This window comes from Verrucosispora sp. CNZ293, from assembly GCF_002754655.1.
The window spans coordinates 5,779,355-5,802,733 of sequence record NZ_PEFR01000001.1 but is presented as its reverse complement, the minus strand read 5'-3'; the positions used below and the strand labels follow the sequence as shown (position 1 = coordinate 5,802,733).

At 72.7% G+C, this 23,379-nt stretch carries 19 protein-coding genes; 6 read left to right on the top strand and 13 right to left on the bottom strand.

Annotated elements, in window-relative coordinates:
• The first annotated feature begins 38 nt into the window (after window positions 1–38).
• Both CLT74_RS26465 and CLT74_RS26460 read left to right on the top strand, forming a co-directional pair.
• Window positions 39–1,085, top strand: a complete 1,047-nt coding sequence (locus tag CLT74_RS26465; RefSeq protein WP_099849915.1) for a hypothetical protein — start codon at window positions 39–41, stop codon at window positions 1,083–1,085.
• Between the two features lie 70 nt (window positions 1,086–1,155).
• On the top strand, window positions 1,156–2,484 hold the full coding sequence (locus CLT74_RS26460; RefSeq protein WP_099849913.1) for an ABC1 kinase family protein: 1,329 nt from the start codon (window positions 1,156–1,158) through the stop codon (window positions 2,482–2,484).
• A gap of 324 nt (window positions 2,485–2,808) precedes the next feature.
• On the opposite strand, the gene CLT74_RS26450 is transcribed toward CLT74_RS26460, so the two are convergent.
• From CLT74_RS26450 to CLT74_RS26440, 3 genes are all read right to left on the bottom strand, one after another.
• Complete coding sequence (locus CLT74_RS26450; protein WP_099849908.1) at window positions 2,809–3,174, bottom strand: WhiB family transcriptional regulator; 366 nt, start codon at window positions 3,172–3,174, stop codon at window positions 2,809–2,811.
• 133 nt (window positions 3,175–3,307) lie between these two features.
• Window positions 3,308–3,592, bottom strand: a complete 285-nt coding sequence (locus CLT74_RS26445; RefSeq protein WP_099849905.1) for a hypothetical protein — start codon at window positions 3,590–3,592, stop codon at window positions 3,308–3,310.
• A 140-nt stretch (window positions 3,593–3,732) separates the two neighbouring features.
• Window positions 3,733–5,886 (bottom strand): ATP-dependent DNA helicase UvrD2, encoded by a 2,154-nt coding sequence (locus CLT74_RS26440; RefSeq protein ID WP_099849903.1) that lies wholly within the window; start codon window positions 5,884–5,886, stop codon window positions 3,733–3,735.
• A 91-nt stretch (window positions 5,887–5,977) separates the two neighbouring features.
• Between CLT74_RS26440 and CLT74_RS26435 the strand changes: the two genes are divergently transcribed.
• The gene (locus tag CLT74_RS26435; protein ID WP_099852977.1) at window positions 5,978–6,220 is read left to right on the top strand and encodes a mycoredoxin; all 243 of its coding nucleotides are present in this window, start codon (window positions 5,978–5,980) and stop codon (window positions 6,218–6,220) included.
• A gap of 120 nt (window positions 6,221–6,340) precedes the next feature.
• Here the strand turns inward: CLT74_RS26435 and CLT74_RS26430 are convergent, their stop codons facing one another.
• Window positions 6,341–7,789, bottom strand: a complete 1,449-nt coding sequence (locus CLT74_RS26430) for an MFS transporter (protein WP_099849901.1) — start codon at window positions 7,787–7,789, stop codon at window positions 6,341–6,343.
• Between the two features lie 216 nt (window positions 7,790–8,005).
• Between CLT74_RS26430 and CLT74_RS26425 the strand changes: the two genes are divergently transcribed.
• The 3 genes from CLT74_RS26425 (at window position 8,006) to CLT74_RS26415 (ending at window position 9,774) form a co-directional block, all read left to right on the top strand.
• Window positions 8,006–8,986 (top strand): Scr1 family TA system antitoxin-like transcriptional regulator, encoded by a 981-nt coding sequence (locus CLT74_RS26425; protein ID WP_099849899.1) that lies wholly within the window; start codon window positions 8,006–8,008, stop codon window positions 8,984–8,986.
• A 69-nt stretch (window positions 8,987–9,055) separates the two neighbouring features.
• The gene (locus CLT74_RS26420) at window positions 9,056–9,292 is read left to right on the top strand and encodes a DUF397 domain-containing protein (protein ID WP_099849897.1); all 237 of its coding nucleotides are present in this window, start codon (window positions 9,056–9,058) and stop codon (window positions 9,290–9,292) included.
• A 209-nt stretch (window positions 9,293–9,501) separates the two neighbouring features.
• Complete coding sequence (locus CLT74_RS26415; RefSeq protein ID WP_099849895.1) at window positions 9,502–9,774, top strand: hypothetical protein; 273 nt, start codon at window positions 9,502–9,504, stop codon at window positions 9,772–9,774.
• Between the two features lie 140 nt (window positions 9,775–9,914).
• Here the strand turns inward: CLT74_RS26415 and nudC are convergent, their stop codons facing one another.
• The 9 genes from nudC to CLT74_RS26370 form a co-directional block, all read right to left on the bottom strand.
• The gene (gene nudC, locus CLT74_RS26410; protein ID WP_099849892.1) at window positions 9,915–10,865 is read right to left on the bottom strand and encodes an NAD(+) diphosphatase; all 951 of its coding nucleotides are present in this window, start codon (window positions 10,863–10,865) and stop codon (window positions 9,915–9,917) included.
• 67 nt (window positions 10,866–10,932) lie between these two features.
• Window positions 10,933–12,267: a M16 family metallopeptidase gene (locus CLT74_RS26405; protein ID WP_099849890.1), complete on the bottom strand. Its 1,335-nt coding sequence runs from the start codon at window positions 12,265–12,267 to the stop codon at window positions 10,933–10,935.
• Window positions 12,268–12,325: 58 nt separating this feature from the next.
• Window positions 12,326–13,642 (bottom strand): M16 family metallopeptidase, encoded by a 1,317-nt coding sequence (locus tag CLT74_RS26400; protein ID WP_099849888.1) that lies wholly within the window; start codon window positions 13,640–13,642, stop codon window positions 12,326–12,328.
• 100 nt (window positions 13,643–13,742) lie between these two features.
• Window positions 13,743–13,925, bottom strand: coding sequence for a hypothetical protein (locus tag CLT74_RS26395; protein ID WP_099849886.1), 183 nt, complete (start codon window positions 13,923–13,925; stop codon window positions 13,743–13,745).
• 256 nt (window positions 13,926–14,181) lie between these two features.
• Window positions 14,182–14,385, bottom strand: coding sequence for a cold-shock protein (locus CLT74_RS26390; protein WP_099849884.1), 204 nt, complete (start codon window positions 14,383–14,385; stop codon window positions 14,182–14,184).
• A gap of 231 nt (window positions 14,386–14,616) precedes the next feature.
• Window positions 14,617–17,976: an ATP-dependent DNA helicase gene (locus CLT74_RS26385; protein WP_099849882.1), complete on the bottom strand. Its 3,360-nt coding sequence runs from the start codon at window positions 17,974–17,976 to the stop codon at window positions 14,617–14,619.
• A complete protein-coding gene (locus CLT74_RS26380; protein WP_486582579.1) occupies window positions 17,973–21,257 on the bottom strand; it encodes an ATP-dependent DNA helicase in 3,285 nt (1,094 codons plus the stop codon). The genes CLT74_RS26385 and CLT74_RS26380 overlap by 4 nt, the downstream gene beginning before the upstream one ends.
• A gap of 600 nt (window positions 21,258–21,857) precedes the next feature.
• Window positions 21,858–22,403, bottom strand: coding sequence for a TIGR00730 family Rossman fold protein (locus CLT74_RS26375; protein ID WP_099849880.1), 546 nt, complete (start codon window positions 22,401–22,403; stop codon window positions 21,858–21,860).
• Between the two features lie 3 nt (window positions 22,404–22,406).
• Window positions 22,407–23,264, bottom strand: a complete 858-nt coding sequence (locus CLT74_RS26370; protein ID WP_099849878.1) for an LOG family protein — start codon at window positions 23,262–23,264, stop codon at window positions 22,407–22,409.
• Window positions 23,265–23,379 lie beyond the last annotated feature (115 nt).

Here is a 23,379-nt window from a genome sequence, read left to right as displayed (position 1 = left end):
ATCGACGGAAAGCATGGGCACGATCACTATTCGTACTCATGACGCGATCCGCCGAACGTCCGCCGTCTCCCCGTCCCCGGCTGCTGCCCGGGCTGACCCGGCTCTGGCGCGACCGGCACACCCTTCAGCTCGGTCTCGGCCGGGAGCGCGCGGTCCTGGTCGAGGTGGCCGACCCCCGGGCGGCCCGGCTGCTAGACCTGCTCGACGGCGCCCACAGCGAACGGCAGGTGCTGGCCGGGACGGGAGCACGCCCGGAACACGCCCGGGCCCTGCTCGACGCGCTGCGCACCGCCGGCCTGGTGGTGCCGGCGCACACTCTCGTACCCCGGGATCTCACCGGGCCACGACGGGCCCGGCTCGCTGCCGAGGCCGGCGCGCTGGCGCTGGCCACCACCCGGCTACCGGGCACCCCGGCCCAGGTGCTCCGGCGCCGCCTGGCCGCCCGGGTGACGATCACCGGCAGCGGTCCGCTCGGCCCCGCCATCGCTGTCGCGCTCGCCCAGGCAGGTGTCGGTCATGTCCATCCCGACCTGCCTGGACCGGTTCGCCCGGTCGATCTCGTCGGCACCGGTATCGCCGCCACGGAGATCGGGCATCCGCTCGATGCCGCGGTTCGCGCGGCGGTGCAACGGGCCGCCCCCGGCACCGGCACCGGCCCGCTCCGCAGCCCCCGTCCCGACCTGGTCGTGCAGCTCGGCTCCGACCGGCCGGCCGCGCTGCTGGCCGCCGGTCACGCCCAACGGCGACAACCGCACCTGTTCGTGGACATCCGCGAGGGGGTTCCGACGATCGGGCCACTTGTCCGCCCGCCGGTCGGCCCCTGCCTGCGCTGTCTCGACCTGCACCGGGTCGACCGGGATCCTGGCTGGCCGACGCTCGCGGCCCAACTCGCGAGCACCCCGCCCGTCCCGGCCTGCGCGGCGAGTCTCCTGCTGGCCGCGACCGGATACGCCGTCGGCGAGGCGTTGAGCCAGCTCGACGGCGGTAGTCCCGAAACCCTCGGCGGGTCGGTCGAGGTGATGGCGCCCGGCAGTCTCCGGCGACGCCACTGGCCACCCCACCCGCGCTGCCGCTGCGGGGGATGACAGTGCCTTGGCGGCAACGGGTGCGGCTGCACGGCAGCAACGGGCCGGCCGAGTCGGTAACAATGACCACGTGACCGACATCCCGCGCCGGGCCGTGTCCCGGACCGCCAAGCTCGCCGCTCTGCCGCTCGGCTTCGCCGGCCGGACCGTCCTCGGCATGGGAAAGCGCGTCACCGGGCTCGCCTCCGACGTGATCTCCGCCGAGATCCAGCAACGCACCGCCGAGCAGTTGTTCAGCGTCCTCGGCCAGCTCAAGGGCGGCGCGATGAAGTTCGGTCAGGCGCTGTCGGTGTTCGAGGCGGCCCTGCCCGAGGAGATCGCCGCGCCCTACCGGCAGGCGCTGACGAAGCTCCAGGAGGCCGCGCCGCCGCTGCCCGCCGCAAGCGTGCACAAGGTGCTGGCCGAGCAGTTGGGGCCGGCCTGGCGGGACCGGTTCGTCAGCTTCGACGACTCACCGGCGGCCGCGGCCAGCATCGGGCAGGTGCACCGGGCCGTGTGGCGGCTGCCGGACGGCGCCGGCCGGGACGCCGCCGTGAAGATCCAGTATCCGGGTGCCGGCGACGCCCTGCTCGCCGACCTCAAACAGCTCTCCCGGCTGGGCGGCATGTTCCGGGCCATCCAGCCCGGGCTGGACATCAAGCCCCTGCTGGCCGAGTTGCGGGAACGGATCACCGAGGAACTGGACTACGAGCTGGAGGCTGAGTCGCAGCGAGCCTTCGCCGCCGGGTACGTCGACGACTCGGAGATCTACGTGCCGGAGGTCTACTTCGCCTCGCCCCGGGTCCTGGTCACCGAGTGGATCGCGGGTACCCCGCTGGCCGACATCATCAGGTCCGGCAGCGAGGAGCAGCGCAACGAGGCAGGCCGGCTGATGGCCACGCTGCACCTCTCCGCGCCGGCGCGGGCCGGGCTGCTGCACGCCGACCCGCATCCGGGCAACTTCCGACTGCTGCCCGACGGTCGACTCGGTGTCATCGACTTCGGGGCGGTGGCCCGGATGCCGGAGGGCACGCCGGAGCCGATCGGCCGCATCGCCGGGTTGGCCCTGCGCGGCGACGCCGAGGAGGTGGTGGCCGGGCTGCGGGCCGAGGGCTTCGTGAGCACCGAGGAGCCGATCGACGCGCAGGCGCTGCTGGAGTTCCTACGTCCGATGCTGGAGCCGATCGCCGCCGACGAGTTCCAGTTCACCCGGGCCTGGCTGCGCGCCGAAGCCACCCGACTGGCCAGCCCCCGCTCCCCGGCGTACCAGCTCAGTCGGCAGCTCAACCTGCCGCCCTCGTACCTGCTCATCCACCGGGTGACGCTCGGGTCGATCGGGGTGCTGTGCCAACTGGAGGCCAAGGCCCCCTACCGGGGCATCCTGGAACGCTGGCTGCCGGGATTCGCCCCGGTCGGCTGAGCAACGTGCGGTGTCCAGGACACCACGGCAGACATGACGCGGCGGGCGGGGACCGATGGTCCCCGCCCGCCGTCTGCGGTGTCGTCCTACAGAACGCCCAGTTCGCGAGCTGACCGGGCACGGCCGGACATGGCGACGCTACGGGCGGATCGGGTTGCCTCAGTGCTCGTGGTGGTGCGACCGGCCTGAGGCCGGAGCATTCGCGCCCTCGACAACGCTTCGTGGAGTAGGTACATCTCGGCTCCGTTCGGAAGGTGCAGCATGGTGGTCAGCTTTCTCTCGGCCGGTGCGACACCGGCGGGGTTGGTCCGAATCGGGAACATGTCAGGCAGCCAGCCGGACAGCGCTGCGCGACGCGGCGAGACCATTGGCCGCCAGCCGCGCCTCGGCTTCGACCCGCAACTCGGCGTCCCGGGCGAGGTCCTCCTTGCGCGGGCGACCGCGGGGCCGCTTGCGCGGAACAACCGCGCCACGCTCGAAGATCTCGCCGCCCCAGACGCCCCACGGCTCGGCCCGCTCGACCGCGCCGGCCAGGCACTCGACGCGCAGCGGGCAGTCCCCGCAGAGCGACTTGGCCAGTTCCAGCTCGGTGGGCGAGTCGGAGAACCACAGGTCAGGGTCGAACTTCCGGCAGGGCAGGTTCGCCTCCACCTCGACGCTCACGTCGAGCGGGGCCAACGCCAGACTCATCGCCCGGTCACCTCTCTCTCGCTGCGATCTCGTGGATCGCTGTTCAGACGTACTTCGGCGGTGCAAAAAAAACTGAGGCCGCGGATCCCGGTATGCGGGTTCCGCGGCCTCGAGGTGAGCCGGTGGTCTGGGGTCAGACCGGTCTACCTCGAGGTGGAACACCGCGGACGTCCATCCGCTTGTTGGCGCCATCGACGCCCTTGCCCGTGAAGCCACTGCTCCCCTGGAGCCCGTTCGTGACCGGTGCGAGGATCAGCTCGGCCTGAATCTCGGCCCGGTGCACCTGCGGAGCCCACGGTCGCGCGGCGACGGTGGTGGCCCGGACGCCCGCCAGCGGAGCGGCGGTCATCAGGGCAGCCGACAGCGGAGCGACGGCAACGGGCAGCGCCGTCGGACGCTCGTAGATGTAGCTCTCCATCGGTGCCACCTCCTTCGACGTTCACTCGTGGTCGACCCGAACACATACCCCGTGAGCAGCCCGAACAGGGCCCCCTTGCGAGGTGTGTCCTGAGGCTATGCCGGTCGGTAGGGCGAGGGCAAACGAATTAACGGTCAGATTCAGAAAGTTTTCTGCGGGCAGATTTCGTCGACCGCCGCGCCGCCCACCAACGCCAGTACCGCCTCCCCGTAGAGGCCCAGCTTGCGCGGCCCGATCCCGGCGATCGCGACCAGTTCCTCGGTCCGGCCGGGCCGCCGCTCCGCCAACGCCACCAGGGTCGCGTCGGTGAAGACCACGTACGCGGGCACCTTCTGCGCCCCAGCGACCCGGGACCGCCACTCGCGCAGCCGCTCGTGCAGCTCGTCGTCGATGTCGGAGGGGCAGGTGGCGCACCGGCCCAGCTTCCGGTCCGGCCCGGCGAGCAGGGTGGCGCCGCAGATCCGGCAGGACACGATCCGGGTGGCGGCGCGCCGCTGCGGGGTCCGCACCGCCGAACCCCCGCTGGCCCGCTCCGTCGTCGAGGTGGGCGCCAGTTGCGGCAGGAAACGACACGGTCGCCGGGGCCGTCCGCCCGGCGAGCGCGACGAGGCGTACGACAGCCAGAGCCACTGCCGGGCCCGGGTGATACCGACGTAGAGCAGGCGGCGCTCCTCCTCGACCTGCTCGGCGGTGCGCGCGTACGTGGTGGGCAGGGTGCCTTCGGCCAGACCGACCAGGAAGACGGCGTCCCACTCCAGCCCCTTGGCCGAGTGCAGGGACGCCAGGGTCACCCCGTCGACTGTCGGTACGTGCTGCTGGGCCGCCCGCCGGGCCAGTTCCTCGGTGAAGTCGGTGAGGGTGACCGGGCGCTCCACCGTGGCGGCCACCCCGAGCGGCAGGATCTCCGGCGTGGCCGCGTACTCCTCGGCGAGCTGCACGAGCGCGGCCAGTGCCTCCCACCGCTCGCGGGCGGCACCACCCGGCGGCGGGGTGTCGGGTGCCCATCCGACGCCGGCCAGCGCCTCGACCACCGCCGCCCGCAGCGGGGTCTCGCCGGGCAGCGAGCGCGTCGCCGCGCGCAGGGCGACGATCGCCTGGCGTACCTCGGTGCGCTCGAAGAACCGCTCCGCCCCCTGGACCAGGTACGGCACGCCGACCTCGGCGAGCGCCTTCTCGTACGCCTCGGACTGGGCGTTGGTGCGGAACAGCACGGCGATCTCGCGGGCCGGGGTGCCGGCCTCGATGAGCGCCCGGCAGCGGGCCGCCACCGCGGCCGCCTCGGCCGGCTCGTCGGTGAAGATCCGCCGCTCCGGCTCCGGGCCGGCCGGACGCTGCCCGACCAGTTCCAGTCGCAGCCGCGCCTCGGTGCCCCGGGCCTGCGAGATGACCGCATTGGCGAGCCCGACCACCTGCGGCGTCGAGCGGTAGTCGCGGACCAGCCGGACCACTGTCGCCGACCGGTGCCGACGCGGGAAGTCGACAAGGTACGCCGAGGTGGCCCCGGTGAACGAGTAGATGGTCTGGGAGGCGTCGCCGACCACTGTCAGGTCGTCGCGTCCACCGAGCCAGGCGTCCAGCAGCCGCTGCTGCAACGGGTTGACGTCCTGGTACTCGTCCACGACGAGGTGTCGGTACTGGTTGCGAACCTGCTCGGCGACGTCCGGATGCTCCTCGATGCCCCAGACCGCGGCCCGCAGCACGTCCTCGAAGTCGATCACCCCGCCGGTCCGCTTGAGCCGCTCGTACGCGGCGAACACCTCAGCCACCTTCGCCGGCTCGTGTGAGGTCTCCCGCAGCGCCTTGGCCGCGGCCACCAGGTATTCGCCCGGCTCGACGAGGGAGGACTTGGCCCACTCGATCTCACCGGCGAGGTCGCGGGCAGCCGTCCGGTCGGCCCGTAGGCCGGCTCGCGCTGCGGCCAGGGTGACAAGTCTGACCTTGCTGTCCAGCAACTCGGGCATGGCCCGCCCGCCGAGCAGCCGGGGCGCGAAGTAACGCACCTGGCGCAGCGCCGCCGCGTGGAAGGTGCGTGCCTGCACCCCGGCCACGCCGGCTCCGGCGAGCCGCTGGCGCAGTTCCGCGGCGGCGCGGGCGGTGAAGGTGACCGCGAGCACATGCCGCGCCGATATCTCGCCGGTCAGCGCCCGGTACGCGATCCGGGACGTGACGGCCCGGGTCTTGCCGGTACCGGCACCGGCAAGCACGCAGACCGGGCCGGCCGGGGCGGTCACCGCCGCGCGTTGCTCCGGATCGAGCCCGGCGAGCACGCGTTCGGACGCGGAGTTAACCACCACAGCGGGGAATTGTCGCAGCTTCCCCTGATGTTGCAGCGGATAGCCTGTGCTTGATCGGCAAGCCGCCGGCGCGACGTTGGAGGATCTGACCATGCTGACGATGTATTCCACTCCCTGGTGCGGCTACTGCCACCGGCTGAAGTCGCAGCTCGACCGGGAGGGGATCGCCTACCAGGTGGTCGACATCGAGCGGGATCCGGCGGCTGCCACCTTCGTGATGCAGGTGAACGGCGGCAACCAGACGGTGCCCACGCTGCGCTTCGCCGACGGCAGCGCGCTGACCAACCCGTCCATCGCCCAGGTCAAGAAGCACCTGGCGAGCATCGCCGCCTGACCGCGCCACTGCCGCGTCGATCATGAAGTTTGTTGCCCGGGTAAGCGTTTACCACGGACAACAACTTCATGATCGACGGCTCTGGGGGGCGGCTGGCCGGCTTGGGGTGGTGGGGTCAGGTCAGCGGTCGGGGGTGCGGGCGAGGGCGCCTACTTCGACCTTTCCGCCCTCCGGGGTGAGGCGTTGGGTGGGAAGCCGGGGCCGTGACGGTGGCCCGGGCGGTGGGCTGAGGTGGCGCCCATTCCAGAGGTAGTGGCCGGCGAGCAGGGTCGCCAGACCTACCGACGCGAAGACCAGCCGGTAGTCGAGCAGGGCCACGACCAGCGCACCCAGGCCGATCGAGAACGCCTGCGGGCACCTGACCGCCGCCTCGGCGGCGGCGGAGACCCGGCCGAGCAGTTCCGGCGGGGTCCGCCGCTGGATCAGGGTGTGCAGCCCGACCAGGGTCAGCGGCAGCGACAGACCCGCCACCAGCACCGCGGCGAGGCCGAGCCACAGATTCGGGTACGCCAGCATCAGCGCGGCGGGGCCGAAGAGCGCCACCCCCACGGCCAGGGCTCCCAGCTCACCGACCCGGCGCAGCACGGCGGCGGAGAACAACCCACCCACCAGGCCACCGATGCCCTGCACGGTGAAGAGCACGCCCACGAACGCCGGGTCCCGCCCGAGCCCCCGGTCCACGTACGCGAAGATCAGCGACTCGGTGAAGCCCATCACCAGCGACGCGAGGCCGTATCCGAGCAGTGCCCGTCGCAGCGCCCGCTCGCCCGAGAGGTGGCGGAGTCCGGCGACCAGTTCCTGCGGCCAGCCCGGTCGGCGCTCGACGCCGCCGGCCGGCACGGCGCGCGACGGACGCGGCGCAGGCGAACCACCTGACGTGGGCGACGAGCCTGAGGTGGGCGACGAGCTTGGGGTGGGCGACGAGCTTGGGGTGGGCGACGAGCTTGGGGTGGGCGACGAGCTTGGGGTGGGCGACGAGCTTGGGGTGGGCGACGGGCCGGCCGTGGCGACCACCCGCGGCGCGCCGACCACCACTGCCGCGAGCAGGAATCCGGCCATCCCGACCACGGCCAGCAGCCAGCCGCCGAGCGCCAGGTAGAGGCCGGCCCCGGCGAGCGGGCCGATCAACCGCAGCCCCTGCCGCGCCGTCTGCAAGGCCCCGTTCGCCTCACCGAGCAGGTCCGGCGGCACCAGTTCCCGGAGCAGGCGGCTGAGCACCGCCCCGACTGTCATGTTCGACAGCCCGTACGACGCGGCCACCGCGTAGATGAGCCACATGTCGCCCGCGTCGCGGACCGCGAACAGGGGGGTGAGCAGCAGCGCCGTCGCGAGGTTGGTGACCACGAAGAAGGGTCGCCGCGGATACCTGTCGACGAACCATCCGACAAGCGGCGCGAGCGTGCGTGGTACGAGGATGACGAAGATCGTGGCGCCGGCGAGGCCGTCCGATCCGGTGAGGTCCTTGACCCAGACGGCGAGCGCCAGCAGCAGAATCGACTCCGCGGTCATGCTGGCCAGCAGCCCACCGAAGAGCAGGCGGAAGTCCGGTCGACTCAGGACGGTGCGCATTGATCCTCCGGTGGCGCGGCTCGGGGCGGCGGTGGGTTCGGCGGAGCCGGCGACGCGGATCGCGCCGACCGGAGTCGCTGTCGGGTCTGCGTATTTCTGATGACACGCCCTCCGCCGGTACCTCCGGCGCCGGTCGCGACGTCCATACTGACCGTGGGGGGCGAATTTCATACAGTTACCGTCGCGTCCGCGGCGGTCGACGGAAAAGAGGACACAGTGCCTCCTGCCTCACCCAGCCCGATCCTGCGCCGCCGCCGGCTCGGTGGTGAACTACGCCGCCTGCGCGAGGCCGCCGGGCTCACCGGCGACCAGGTCATCGAACGAGTCGGCTGGGCCTCCGCGTCCAAACTGTCCCGTCTGGAGAACGGTCGCAGTCGGCCTGATCCGGGCGACGTCCGGGATCTGCTCGACCTGTACCACGTCGACGACGCCCTCCGCCTGGAGCTGCTCGGCATCACTCACGAAGCCGGGGACATGCGTGGTTGGTTGAAGAGGTATCCGGCCATGACGCAACAGCAGCGCGGCTTCGCCGAGCTGGAGGCGGGTTGCGCCGAGATCTCCGAGTACAACCCGGTGCTGGTACCGGGGCTGTTGCAGACCACCGGGTACGCGCGCATGCGGATCTCCTCGGCCTGGCAGGTCGACCAGGCGGCCGGCGTTCCGGAGGCCGACGACGAGATCGAGACGGAGATCAGGGCCCGGTTGGCGCGACAGTCGGCGCTGACCCGGGAGACCGATCCGCCCCGCTACACGGCGGTGCTGGAGGAGTCCGCGCTCGGCCGCCGGGCCGGGCCGCCCGAGGTGCTCCGTGAGCAGTTGGCGCAGCTGTGCGAGCTGGCCATGCTGCCGAACGTGACGCTGCACGTGCTTCCCCGGGACACCCCGATCGGCCAGTGGTACCTCCCGCCGACCGCGTTCTCGGTCTATCGGTTCGCCGATCCCCTCGATCCGGAGACGCTCGCCATCGAAGGTGGCTTCACCGACGTCATGTCGACCGAGGTAATCACCCTAAATCGCTATAAAGTGGTGTTCGAGTGGCTACGCACGGCGGCACTCTCCGCAACGGACACCCTCTCCTGGCTGATGGAGTCGTCGGGACGGCTGTCCGTGGCGGCGGTCCCGCCCGCTGTGGCGGGTGGTCCGGCAACGGCGCCGGCCCAACGCCGCAGAGCCTCCGGGCGCCTGACGGAACGGTGACCATCCACCGGTCCGCCACCGGGACGTGCGACGCCACTCGTTCCGTCGGTTCACCTCAGGAGCGCAACGATGAACGAGTTCCGCAACACGCCGCCCGTCCTCGCCCAACTCGCGGGCGCACCCTGGCGCACCAGCACGCGCAGCCAGACCTCCAACTGCGTGGAGGTCGCGCCACTGTCCAGCGGTCCCGCCGCCGTGGCGCTGCGTGACAGCAAGGACCGGGGTGGCCCGGTGCTGCTGTTCGGCCGGGCTGGATGGCAGGGCTTCATCTCCGGTGCCGTGAACGGGCAGTTCGACAAGCCCTAGGCACGCGGACGTCCTGCGGGGCCGCCGGCTGAGCCGGCGGCCCCGTCGTCGTCTTCCCGAGCGACCCTGAGCAGGGATCGGATGATCGGTCGGGGCTGCGAGCCGATGGGCGAGTTTCACTTGCTGGGACGCTGGGCGGGCGTACGATGGCGGGGTAGTGACGTGGAACTTCCACGGTTCCACCCGTCGCGACACATCCGGAGACCCACATGCGGTTCCTGATCGTTCGCACCGAGATTCGCGCCGCCGCCGACGCCGACATCACCGCCGCCTGGGCCGGGGGTCAGCGGCTACGCGACGAGACCGCCCGGCCCGAGCCACGACGCCAGGTCGTCCACGCCGACGACCGCGACGCCGCGCTGCTGCTGGCCCGTGCGATCGCCACGGTGGGGGTCGTACGCTCCGGCAAGCAGCGGGTCAAGGTGTTGCCGCTGGACGACGGACGCCACCAACGGGCCGCCCCCGGCTGGCCCGGCACCTGATCCACCACACGTCCGTCGTGGTCGACCGGCTCCCCCGCCGTGTTCCTCACCAGCCGACCACGACGGCCCGTGTCCCCGGTCCGTGACCGCCGCGGCAACGACGGTCACGGACCGGGGCCGCAACGCCTCCAGCCCGCCGGTCAGCAGCGCCCGTTGAGCCAGCGGTCCACCAGGAACAGCGCGATCGACGAGGGTGGCGGCAGCAGCAGACGGGCGTCACCCACCTCGACCGGCCGACCGGCGAGCGCCGCCCCGATCTCCTGCCGGGAGAACCAACGTGCCTCGGCGATCTCGGTGGGATCGAGCCGCAGCGGTTGCACCGGGTCGGCGGTGGCCAGGAAGCCGAGCATCAGCGAGCCGGGGAACGGCCACGCCTGGCTGCCCGCGTACCTGATGTCGGAGACCTCGACGCCGACCTCCTCGCGGACCTCGCGCAGCACCGCGGCCTCGGCCGACTCGCCCGGCTCCAGATAGCCGGCCAGGCAGGAGAACCGTCGCCGGCCCTTCGTGCTGGGCCAGGTGGCGTTGTTGCCGAGCAGACACCGGCCCTCGACGCCGTCGACCCCGTCGTGCACGAGCACGATCATCGCGGGGTCGGTACGCGGCCACACCCGCTCGCCGGTCCGGTCCACCCGGGTCCAGCCGGCCTCGTCCGCCCGGGTCGGCTCACCCGTGACCGGATGGTAGAGATGGCGCAGGTGCCAGTTGGTCAACGCCAGCGCGGTGGTGAACAGCCCGGCGTCCCGGTCGCTGAGCAGATGCCCGACGTCCCGCAGGTGGGCCGGTCGGGTCTGCGGCACCGTCGGCAGCGCACTGTGCACGCAGAAGACCGACGCGCCGTCCGGCTCGACACCGAGGAACATCGCGTCGGCGGCGAGCGCCGGCGGCAGTTCGTCGGCAGCCACCAGCACCAGCTCGGGCACCTCGGTGTCGGTACGGATCAGGGCCCGCCCACCTGCCTCGACGTCCAGGATCAGCACCCGCGCCCCGACCCAAGCCTGGGCCAACCACTGCGGGTCGGTGCGCCGGTGCGCCGCGCGGTCCAGCGTGGAACGGGCCAACGGTGGGCTGCTCTCCCCACAGCCGCTCATGACCGCGCTCCGCCGCGACGGTCGCCGACGTGAGGTAGCACCGCACGACCACGATGACGTACCCGCTTCACGGAACAGGGGCGGTCTCGACCGGGGCCAGCGTGGCCAGCGACGCGGCGATCCGCTCGGCGTCACCGAGCACCACAGTGACCGCTCGGGACGGGGCGAGATAGCGAGCCGCCACCTCGGTGACGTCGTCGACCCGCACCTTCGCCAGCCGGGCCGCGTGTTCGGCCAGGAAGTCCAGCCGCAGCCCGTTGCCGGCGTACGCGCTGACCAGCGACGCCAGCCCGGCCTGAGTGGAGATGCCGAGTTGGAGCGTGCCGAGGGCGTACTGCCGGGCCTGCTCCAACTCGTCCACGGCGGGTGGCACGGTGGCGAGCCGACCCAGCTCGTACGTCGTCTCCAGCAGTGCCGGTGCGGTGACCTCGGTGGCCACGTCGGCGGCGGCCACCAGCACCGAACCAGCCACCGAGTGCTCGATCAGCGAGTGCGGACCGTACGTGTAGCCCTTGTCCTCCCGGATGTTCTCCACCCACCGGGAGGAGAAGTAACCACCGAAGACCAGATTGGCCAACTGCAGAGCGGCGTGGTCCGGATGCGTACGCGGCACCGCCGGCAACGCCACCCGCATCGACGACTGCACCGATCCGGGCCGGTCGACGAGCCACAACGGACCCGGTTCCAGCGGTGGCGCCGGCGGCACCTCGGCCGGGTGCCCGTCACCGTGCCAGCCGCCGAGGGCCTTCTCGGCCGCGTCCAACGCCCGCTCCGGGCGTAGGTCACCGACCAGCACGAGCACGGCACCCGCCGGATGCACCCGCTGGGCGTGCAGCGACCGCAACGCCGCCGGACGCACGGCCCTGACCTGCTCCGGATCCGGTGTCTGCACAGAGTACGGATGCCGGCCGAAGATCCGCCGGAGCAGCGCCGTACGGACCAGGTGCCCCGGCTGGCTCCGGGCGACCTGAATGCCGTCGACGAGCCGGTCCCGCTCGACGCCCACCCATCCGGTCGGATAGTTCGCGCCGGTGAGGACCTCCGCGAGAAGCTCCAGCATCCGGTCCAGCCCGGTGGCCAGACCAGCACCGGAGATCATCAGCCGGTCCGGGTCAAGCCCGGCGGAGAGTCCGCCGCCGATCTTCTGCAACTCCGCGGCGATCTGCACGCTGCTCATCGTCTCCGTGCCGGAGAGCAGGGTCTGCGTGAGCAGGTGGCCCCGGGCCAGGTTGACCCGGCCGAAGGGCATCCAGAGCCGCAGCTCCACCAACGGGACCGCAGGTCGACGTACCACGATGACGGTGAGCCCGTTGGCGAGCGTGCGCTCGGCCTGCCGGGGCAGCTTGAGTCGGCGGGTCGGGCCCAGTGGCGGCAACTGTCGTCGCGGCGCGGTCGCACTCACCGGGACCCACCTTTCGTTCGCGACTGCGGGGCTCGCAAACCCGGCTCACTCCTCGCACTCACCGGGACCCACCTCCTCCGGGGACCACCTCGACGGACGCGCGGCGCTCCGGGCGCAGGGTGGCCGCGGCGGCCCGGACCTGCTCTTCGGTGACCTCACCGATCAGGCTGGGCAACTCGCCGAGCAGCCCCGGTTCGCCGCGCTGCTGCTCCAGCACCGCCATCCGCAGCGCCCGGCCGAGCACCGCATCGGTGTCGCGCAGCAGGTGGGTCGCCATCCGCGCCTGGGTACGGGCCAACTCGCCGTCGGCGAGCCCGTCCTGGGCGAGCCGGTCCAACTCCTCGTCCAGGGTGCGCAACACCTTGTCGACATCACCGCCGGGCGGCAGGTGCGCCTGGAGCAGCAGCGCGGTCGGGTCGCGCACGTCGAACGGGTCTCCCATGATGCCGAGGTAGCCACCGACGGTGGTCACCGCACGGTCCCGGTGCACAAGCCGCTCCACCAACCGGGACGCGTCACCGTCGGTGAGCACCTCGGCCAGCACCACGTACGGCAGGTAGGCGGCGAAGTCGTCGACCGGGTCGGGCACCCGCCACGCCGACGCCACCGCCGGCAGCGGAGCCAACTGGTCGGCGTACGCGGTGCGCCGCTCGACGGTCAGGTCCGGCTCGGCGAAGTCCGGCCGGTCGGGTGCCGGGCGGGCCGGCACGTCGCCGAAGTGCCGCTCGATGAGCGTCACCGCCTCGGCGGTGTCGATGTCCCCGCTGACCGCGAGCACCGCGTTGCCGCTGGCGTAGTACCGCCGGAAGAAGTCGGCGGCGTCGGCGACGGTGGCCGACTCCAGATCGTCGAAGGAGCCGTACCCGTCGTGCGCGTTCGGGAAGGTGTCGAAGAGCACCGGCGGCAGGGTCAACCAGGGGAACCCGCCGTACGGCCGGTTGAGCACGTTGACCCGGATCTCCTCCTTGACCACGTCGACCTGGTTACGCAGGTTCTCCTCGGTCAGCCGGGGACCGCGCATCCGGTCGGCCTCCAGGAACAGCGCCCGCTCCAGGGCGTTGCTCGGCAGGGTCTCGAAGTAGTCGGTGTAGTCCAGGTGGGTGGAGCCGTTGAAGGTGCCACCGGCACCCTGCACGTACCGGAAGTGGGCGAGCTTCTCCAGATTCTCCGAGCCCTGGAACATCAGGTGCTCGAAGAGATGGGCGAAGCCGGTACGCCCCTCCGGCTCGGAACGGATGCCGACGTCGTAGACGACTGCCACCCCGATGACCGGGGCACTCCGATCGGGGGTCAGGACGACCCGTAGGCCGTTGTCGAGGGTGAACCGTTCGACCGGATACCTCGTCGCTGGGATTCTCGCTCTGCGGGTCGGCACGGATCCGACCCTAACGTCTCACCGCGCCCGCCGGTGCCTGCGCGCGAGGAAGCGCCAAGCGGTCGGGGCGGTGCGACGAACGACAGCTGAGCGCGCCCGGTCAGCCGGACGCGCTGCTGGTGCGGTCGGTAGGTACCGGTCCGTGCAGATCCACCAGACCGGACGGAGCCGAGCCGCCCGGCGTGACCGGCCAGGGCGCGAACGCCAGGGCGGTGGCCAGTAGCAGCCCTACTGCCGCCACCGCGAGCACCAGAAGCAGCTCACGCGCCGCCGAACCCACCATCGGTAGTCCTCCCCCGCACCCGACACGAGCCCCCCGGCTCGTCCCCCGCGGCCAGCGTTCCGGAGCCGGGCGAGGAAGACAGTCGCCCACCCGACGGCCGAAATGCTGATTACCGACTCAGGATTGCGGCGCTGGTCGGAGCGGGCCGCGACGCGTGGGCGGAGGACCGGCCGTGACCGCCGGAAACACGGACGGCCGGGCCGCCACCGATGCGCAAGGCACGGCGGCGACCCGGCCGACACCGGGTGACCGGAGGTCAGATCGGACGGATGTTCTCCGCCTGCGGGCCCTTCTGGCCCTGCACGACCTCGAACTCCACCCGCTGGTTCTCGTCGAGGCTGCGGTAGCCGGAGGACTGGATCGCCGAGAAGTGGGCGAAGACGTCCGCGCCGCCGCCGTCCGGGGTGATGAAGCCGAAGCCCTTGTCAGCGTTGAACCACTTGACGGTGCCAATAGCCATGCTTGTTTCGTCTCCTTGACGGAACGTCAACTCCGCACCTGTTGCGGAGTTGAAAGAGGATTGTTCCGGACGTACCTGCCCGGAACGCCTGTCGCTGCTGGTCGCCCCGCCCGGAGAAGTCCGGACATAACAAAGAGCGCCTGGGGCCACATTCCGCCAGGCGCTAACAGAGCTGGTAACCGAAACTGCAACGGGGGAACCCTACCACGGATCCGGCGCGACGCCAGTACCTCACGTCGACTCGGGAACCGATCTGATCAACGCGGTCAGCCCGTCGACGTCGAGCAGGTCAGCCGGGCGGACGGTGACCCCGTCGCGCACGTAGTGGAACGCCGCGCCGACCCGGTCGACCGGCACGCCGGCCAGTTCCGCCCAGGCCAGCCGATAGACCGCCAACTGCACCGCCGCCACCTCGGCGGCGGTGCCGTCCGGCCGGGCGCCGGTCTTCCAGTCGACCACGTCGAAGCGGTCGCCGGGACGGCGGAACACGGCGTCCATCCGGCCGCGTACCACCACGCCGCCGATCACCGTCGCGAACGGCACCTCCACCTCGATCGGGGTACGGTCCGCCCACTCGCTGGCCAGGAAGCGCCGTTGAAGCTCGGCCAACTCCTCGTCCGGCGCCGCGTCGGCGTCCGCCGCCCCCGGCAGCTCGTCGGTGTCGAGCAACCGGTCCGCGCCGAACCGCTGCTCCAGCCAGGTGTGGAAGGCGGTGCCCCGGCGGGCGTACGGGTTGGGCTCCGTCGGCATCGGGCGACGTAGCGCCCGGGCCAGCCCGGCCGGATCCCGACGCAACGCGACGAGTTGCGTCACCGACAGATGTTCCGGCAGCGACACCTCGACCGGACCGGAGAGCCGGCTCAACTCCGCCCGCTCGGCCAGCAGCAGATCGGCCTCCCGCCGCCACCGGGTCACCTCCGGATCCGCGTCGGCCGCGTCCTCCGGTCGTCCACCGTCGCCGTCACCGTCGGTCAGGAAGCGGCGAACCAGCGCCGCCGCCTCGGCCAACATCGGACGGCGGGGGCCGAGCGGATCCGCCGGCCACTCGGCCCGCAGCACCACCTCGGTGGTCGGGTTCACCGCGTCCGGTGCCGGCTCCGGAGTCCACTCGTCCACCAGGTGGCCGGCGTCGGCGTCCAGGCAGGCGTCGTACACCTCGCGGAGCAGCGCCGACGGCCCGCGCGGCCGTTTGGTGCCCTCGCCCCACCAGTGACCGGAACAGAGCAGCAGGCGACGAGGCCGGGTCACCGCCACGTACGCCAGCCGCCGTTCCTCCCGCTCGTCGTGGGCCCGCCAGGCGTCCGTGAAATCCTCCACCGCCCGAGCCACACCACGCTGGTCGTCCGCCTCGGCCAGGGCCAACTCCGGCAGCCCGTCGGCGTCTCCCCGCAGCGGGAACGGCAGCACGCCCAGGCCGCCGAGCCAGTGGTCCGAGTTGCGGACCGGGCCCGGCCAGACCCCCCGACACAGCCCGGCCACCGCCACCACGTCCCACTCCAGTCCCTTGGCGGCGTGTGCGGTGAGGATCTGCACCGCCCCCTCGACCACCTCCACCTCGCCCGGCGCGAGCCCGCGCTCCTCGTCCTCGGCGGCGGCGAGATAGGCCAGGAAGCCGGCGAGCGTGGCGGCCGGTGACTCCCCGCTGAACCGGGCGGCCACGTCACCCAACGCGTCGAGGTGCCCCCGGGCCAGGCCGGCGTCGCCGGCACCGTCGCGACCGGCCCGTACCGCCACCTCCACGTCCAGGCCCGTGGTCCGCTCCACGTCCGCGATCAGCTCCGGCAACGACTGGTCCAGCCGGTAGCGGAGCAGGCCCAGTTCCCGGGCGTACCCGCGCAGCCGCGCGTACCCCTCGGCCGAGTACGCCTGCGCGGGCCCCAGGTCGGCGAGCGCCTCCACCAGGGTCGCCTCGTCAAGGCGATCGGGGGTGATCTCCGGGGCGCCGTCGTCGGCGAGTCGGCGGCGGGCCGCCGCGATGCTCCTCGCCCGACGGTGCAGCGCCACCAGGTCCCGCGGCCCGATCCGCCACCGGGCGCCGGTCAGCAGCCGCAGCAGCGCGGCCCCGTCGGTCGGATCGGCCAGCACCCGCAGGGTGCAGACCACGTCACGTACCTCCGGGGTGTCCAGCAGCCCACCGAGCCCGACCACCTCGACCGGCAGACCGCGCTCACGCAGCGCGGCGGCGATCGCCGGGATCTGGCTCCGCACTCGGACCAGCACCGCGGTGGTCGGGCGTCGGGTGACCGGAATCTGCTCGGGCAGCGCGCCCGGCGTGCCGGCCGCACCCCGCCAGGCGGCCAGCACGCTGTCGGCGATCCAGTCGGCCTCGTCGGCGTAGGTCGGCAGCAGCGCGCAGTGCACAGTGCCGGCGGCGGCCCCGCGCGGGCTGCGATGTGGGATCGGCGCGTCGACGCCGAGCGCGGCGTGCAGCTCGGCCACCCGGGCCCCGGCCGCCCGCAACGGCGTGGCCAGCGCGTTCGCCACCCCGAGGATCTCCGGCCGGTTACGCCAGCTGGTGGTCAGCCCGAGCACCCGAGCGGGGCTACCGTCGGCCCGGGCGAACTCGGTCGGGAAGCGGTCGAGCGTGCCGGCGCTGGCGCCCCGCCAGCCGTAGATGGACTGGCAGGGATCACCCACCGCGGTCACCGGGTGCCCGCCGCCGAACAACGCGCCGAGCAGCACCACCTGGGCGTGGCTGGTGTCCTGGTACTCGTCGAGCAGCACCACCCGGTAGCGACCGCGTTCGATCTCACCCACGCCGGGATGGTCCCGGGCCACCCGGGCCGCCCGGGCGAGCTGGTCGGCGAAGTCCATCGCCTCGAAATCGTCCTTACGGCGGGCGTACCCGCGCACCAGCGGCAGTAGCTTCAGCCGGGTCTGCTGGAGGGTGAGGGCCTTGCGTACCCCGGCGTAGATCCGCCCCGGGCGCGACTGCACGTCGGCGAAGAACCGGCCGGTCCAGGCGGCCAGATCGTCCGGGTCGACCAGGTGCTCGTCCAACTCGCCGGCGAGCGCCAGCACCGCGTCGGTGATGGTGCTGGGCATCCGGTCCACCTCGGACATGTCCCCGTCGTAGTTGCGCACGATCAGGTCGACCAACTGCCAGCGGGACGCCTCGGTCAGCAGCCGGGTGGACGGCTCGTAGCCGGCGCGCAGGCCGTGCTCGGTGACGATCCGCCCCGCGTACGAGTGGTAGGTGGCCACCGTCGGCTCACCGGCGAGCGGGTCGTCGAGCGGGTTCCGGTCGCGCCGGCCCAACCGACGGACCAGTTGATCGAGTCGGACGCGTACCCGGTGCGCCAGCTCACCGGCCGCCTTGCGGGTGAAGGTGAGGCCGAGCACCTGCTCCGGCCGGACGTACGAGTTGGCCACCAACCACACCACCCGGGCGGCCATCGTCTCGGTCTTGCCCGAGCCCGCACCGGCGACCACCAGCAGCGGCTCCACCGGCGCGGCGATGATCGCTGCCTGTTCCCGGGTCGGCGCCGGCAGGCGGAGCAGCTTCGCCAGCTCCACAGGCGTGTACCGGGGACCGGCGTCGGCGGCCCGGGGCGCCGGTGGAACCGGCTCGAACAGGGTGGGCTGGGTCATGGTTCGACCACCTGCCGGCCCTGACCGGACACCGGGCAACTGCTGCGCACCGGGCAGACCCGGCATTTCGAGTTGGCGACCGCCGCGAAGGTCGAGGCGGCCATCGTGTCGGCGGTACGCCGGACCAGCGCGGTCGCCCAACCGGCCTCCGGACCGTCGGTGGCCGGCGGCTGGGCCTGCTCCCGGGCATCCTTCGCACCGGTGCCCAGCTGCACCAACGCCGCTCCGCCGGGCTCCTCGCCGAACTCGGCGAACGCACCCGCCGCCACCGCCGCCTGGTACGCGCCCAACTGCGGATGCTCGGCCACCTCACCCTCGGTGACAGCCGTGGACTTGCCGGTCTTGAGGTCGACAACCACCAGCCGGCCGTCCGCGTCGATCTCCAGCCGGTCCACCCGGCCGGTCAGCTCGACCGGCCGGTGCGGGTCGTCGAGGCGTACCGCGAATTCGTGTTCGATGGCGAGCAGCCGGCGCGGATTGGCGGCGAGCCAGCGGAGCAGCTTGTCAACCATCGCCTCGGCGCGGGCCTGCTCCGGGCCGACCATCCAGCGTGCGGCCAGCTCAATCGCGTCGAAGCGGGCGGCCACGTACTCCAGCAGCGTCTCCCGGTCGGCGCGGGCGTCCTCGGCGAGCATCGCCGCCGCGTGCACCAGGTTGCCTACGCCCTGCGCAGTGCTTGCCGGCGCGCTGCCGCCGTGCCGTTCCAGCAGCCAGCGCAGGCTGCACCGCAGCGCGCTCTCCATCCCCGAGGGGGTCACCCGGACCGGTTCGCCGTCGTCGACCAGGGGCCGATCGTCCGACAGGGGACGCAGCCCCCACCAGTCGTCGGGATGCGCGCCGGACACCCCGGCGGCGGCCAGCCGGGCCAACTCCGCCGCCGCCGCGCGCCGCCGGGCGACAGGCGCCGCCGGATCGGCCACCGCGGTACGCAACTCCGCCACCAGCGCGGGCAGCGTGAGCGCCCGGGGCGGCCGGCTCAACGGCAGCCGGCCCGGTCCGGCCGGTCCAGCCTCGGTGGTGTCCCCCGGACCGTCATCCTCCGGGAGGTGATCGGCCGGCGTCCCGGTGGGCAGCGGCTCGTCCGGCGGCCGGGACCGTGGTGGCGGACCGGAGGCACCCGGGTCGTCGGTGGGGCCCAGTTCGTAGAGGAACCGGCTGGGTTGCTCCTCGTGGTCGTCGCCGCCGACCGATGCGGAGGCGACCGCGCTGACCAGCAGCCGCCGCCGGGCGCGGGTCACCGCGACGTGGAACAGCCGCCGCTCCTCGTCGAGCAGCGCCGAGGTCTGCCCGACCACGGTGGCCACCGCGGCCGAGCCGTCCCCCCGGCCCGCCAGCACGTCGACCAGGCGCTCCGAGCCGAGCAGGCTGCCGCGCAACCGTAGGTCCGGCCAGACGCCCTCCTGTACCCCGGCCACCGCGACCAGGTCCCACTCCAGTCCCTTGGCGGCGTGCGCGGTGAGCAGCCGCACGGCGTCACCCCGGTCGGCGGTCGGCGCGAGCGTGTCAGCCGGGAGTTCCTGACCGAGCACGTGGTCGAGGAACACCTCGGTACGCGCGCCCGGCAGCCGGTCGGTGAACCGGGCGGCAGCGTCGAAGAGGACAAGCACGGCGTCCAGGTCACGGTCGGCGGCCTCGGCCCGGCGACGCCGGGCGAGGTCACCCTCGCCGGCCACGGCGGGCCCCCGGGTCAGCGCGGCCGACCACAGCTCGCCCAGGCCGCTGGCCCGCCAGACGGCCCAGAGGACCTCCTCGGCTGTGGCGCTCGGCCGACCGGCCGCCTCCCCGGCGACGGCGAGCAGCCCGGCCACCGTCTGGGCCGGCTCGGCCCACCGCCGCTCGATCCCGGCCAACTCCGCCGGGTCGCGCAACGCCTCGACGATCAGCTCGCCGGAGGGTCGCCGGTCGCCCCGGGCCAGGGCGAGGGCCCGGAGCCCCTGCCGCAGCCGCCGCTCCGCCAACGGGTCGGCCCCGCCCAGCGGTGAGTGCAGCAATGCGACAGCGGCCTCCTCGTCTAGCCGCTCCGGCTCCAGCGCGCAACGCAACAGGAGCAGCAGCGGCGCGACCGCCGGTTGCAGATGCAGTGGTAGATCCTCGCCGTGCACCACCGTCGGTACACCGGCGGCATGCAGCGCCCGCCGCAGCCCGGGCAGCTGCCGGGCGGTGGACCGGACCAGCACCGCCATCCGCGCCCACGGCACGCCGTCGAGCAGGTGCGCGGCCCGCAACGCGTGCGCCAGCCAGGCCGCCTCACTCGTGGTCGAGGAGAACGTGCGTACCTCCACCGCGCCCGGCGCAGTCCCCGGCAGCGGACGCAGCCGCCGGTGCGCGGCCGGCCCGCGCAGCCGTCGGGCGAGCCGGGTGGTGGCGGCCAGCAACCGCTCGCCCGCCCGGTAGCTGGTGGTCAGCAGCACCTGAGCGGCCGGAGCGCCGGAGGCGGTGCGGAACCGGTGCGGGAAGGCCGTGACACCACCCGGGTCGGCGCCCCGGAAGGCGTACGTGGAGGAGTCGGGATCGGCGAACGCGACAAGGGGAAGCCCACCGCCGGCCACCGTGTCCAGCAGCTCCAACTGGGCGGGGTCGGTGTCGGCCAGCTCGTCGACGTAGACATGGGCCAGCCGACGCCGCTCGGCGGCGAGCAGCTCCGGATCGTCGCGCAGCATCCCGGTGGCCGCCCGGACCAGTTCGGCCGGGTCGTAGGCGACCGAGCCCCGGTTGGCCACGTCCCGCAGGGCCAGCACGGCGACGTACTGCCGCAGGAACCGGGCGGCGGCCGGCCAGTCGGCACGACCGAGCCGGTCACCGAGCCTGGCCAGCTCGACCGGACCCACCCCACGCTCGGCGGCACGCATCAGCAGGTCTCGCAGTTGCGCGGCGAAGGCCCGGGTGCGCAGGGCCGGCCGCAGGTCGGTAGGCCAACCGACCGGATCGTCGTCAGGCTCCGCGTCCGGCTCCGCACCGACGACGTCCAGCAGCTCACGGATGATCAGATCCTGCTCCGGTCCGGTCAGCAGCCGGGGTGACGGCTCACCGCGTTCGGCGGCGGCCCGCCGCAGCAGGCCGAAGGCGTACGCGGGAAACGTGCGCACCAGCGGCTCGCGCAGCACCCGCTGGCCGGTCGCGGCGACCCGCGCCTCGATCCGGTGCCGCAGGTCCGCGGCGCCTCGGCGGCTGAAGGTGAGCACCAGGATCCGCTCCGGGTCGACCCCCTCGGTGATCCGGGCGGTGACCGCCTCGACGAGCGTCCGGGTCTTCCCGGTGCCCGGTCCACCCAGGACGAGCATCGGACCGCCGGTGTGCGCGACGATCTCTGCCTGTCGCGGGTCGACAGGCGCAGCGACCGAGCCAGGCGCAGCACCCGCCGGGTCGACAGGGTCCGGCGCGGCATGACCTGGGCGTTCCTCGCCCGGCCCGGCGTGACCAGGCCGTTCTTGGCCCGACACAGCGTGAGCAGGCCGTGCCTGGCCGGGCACGGCGTGATCCGGCGCGCTGTGACTCGACGCGATCCGGTCCTGGTCGGCCCGGCCCGGCGTAGCCCGGTCCGGTGCGGTGTGATCCGGCACGGGGTCCGGATGCGGGGCGTCCGAGGGCGGCCCGGTGGACGGGCCGCTCCCCTCGGTCGGCCCGGCGGGCCGACGCACCAACCGGTACGCCTGCATCCCGCCATCCCATCACGGCCCTGCGACAGCGCTCGACGCGCCACACCCGCCTCGGCCGACACCGGACGCTCGACATGCGGCAAGGTGGGGCCACCGCCCGGCGGGAAAGTCCAACACACCGTATCCCGAGTCGATCACGTGCCGGGCCGGTTCGCCGTGGGCTGAGCGGTGCAGGTGGCGGACCGGAGGCGGGGGCGACCAGGGCCGAGCCGCCGTCGGGTGGGTTCAGGTGAGGCGGGATTCGATCAGGTCGAGAGCACTGGAGACGGTGTCGACCGACCGGAGCAGGTCGAAGCCGGCGGGTTTGAGGAACGCCTGGTCGGTCAGGTTACGCAGCCAGCCCAGCAGCGGGTCGTAGAAGCCGTCGGTGTCGACAAGCACCATCGGCTTGTGGTGCAGGGCGAGCGTCGCGGTGGTCCAGACCTCGAAGAGTTCGTCGAGCGTGCCGAGCCCGCCGGCCAGGGTGAGGAAGGCGTCCGACTTCTCGATCATCAAGATCTTCCGGCTGGCCATCGAGTCGGTGACAAGCAGTTCGTCGGAGTCGAGGTCGGCGACCTCCAGGTCCACGAGCGCCTGCGGTATGACGCCGATGGTGCGACCTCCCGCCGAGCGGGCGCCGTTGACGAGCGCACCCATCATCCCGACGCAGCCGCCGCCGCTGACCAGTGTGTGCCCGCGTCGCGCAAGCTGCGCACCGGTGTCGGCAGCCAGGTCCAGCCAGCGCTTGTCGAGCGTGCGGGAGGAGGCGCAGAACACGCAGATCGCGGCCACCGGTCAGCGCCCCGCGGGGCCGTCGGTCGTGGCCGACCCGTCGGCGGCGGCCTGCTGGTCCGCGGCGGCCTGGGCGACCGCCTCCTCGCGTACGGCCTCCTGCTCGACATTGAGGGCGGCCTCGGCCTCGACGATGTGCCGAACTGCAGCGGCGACGTCGTCGGTGACACAGATCAGCTCCAGGTCGACCGGACCGATCTTGCCTTCCGCGGCCATCGTGTCCCGCAACCAGTCGAGCAGGCCCTGCCAGTAGTCCGCGCCCATCAGCACCACCGGGAACCGGGTGACCTTCCCGGTCTGCACCAGGGTGAGCGCCTCGAAGAGTTCGTCCATGGTGCCGAAGCCGCCGGGCAGCACCACGAACGCCTGGGCGTACTTGACGAACATGGTCTTGCGGGCGAAGAAGTAGCGGAAGTCGATGGCCAGGTCGACCCACTCGTTGATGCCCTGTTCGAAGGGGAGTTCGATGCCGAGGCCGACGGAGTGGCCGCCGGCCTCGCTCGCTCCCCGGTTGGCCGCCTCCATCACGCCGGGGCCGCCTCCGGTGATCACCGCGTAACCGGCGCGGGCCAGTGCCGCGCCCAGCGCCTCGGCGAGCTGACACTCGGGGCTGTCCGGCTTGCTGCGCGCCGAGCCGAAGACACTTACCGCCGGCGGCAGGTCGGCGAGGGTGTCGAAGCCCTCCACGAACTCGGAGAGGATGCGCAGTGCCCGCCAGGCGTCCTTGGTCTTCCAGTCGGCCCGCGCGCGGGAGTCCAGCAGACGTTGGTCCGCGGTGCTACTTGTGATCGACTGGCGACGGAATGTGACGGCGCCGCGATGCCGCTCCTGTCCTCGTTCGCGCCCGTTGCTCTGGGTCATGCAAGCAACCGTAGTGGAGTGGGACCGGAGAACCTGGCAAACACTTTGTGATCTTGTGCAACCAAATCGCTTCCCCGTACGTCTTACTATTCACATACCGGGTATGCCCCGGCGC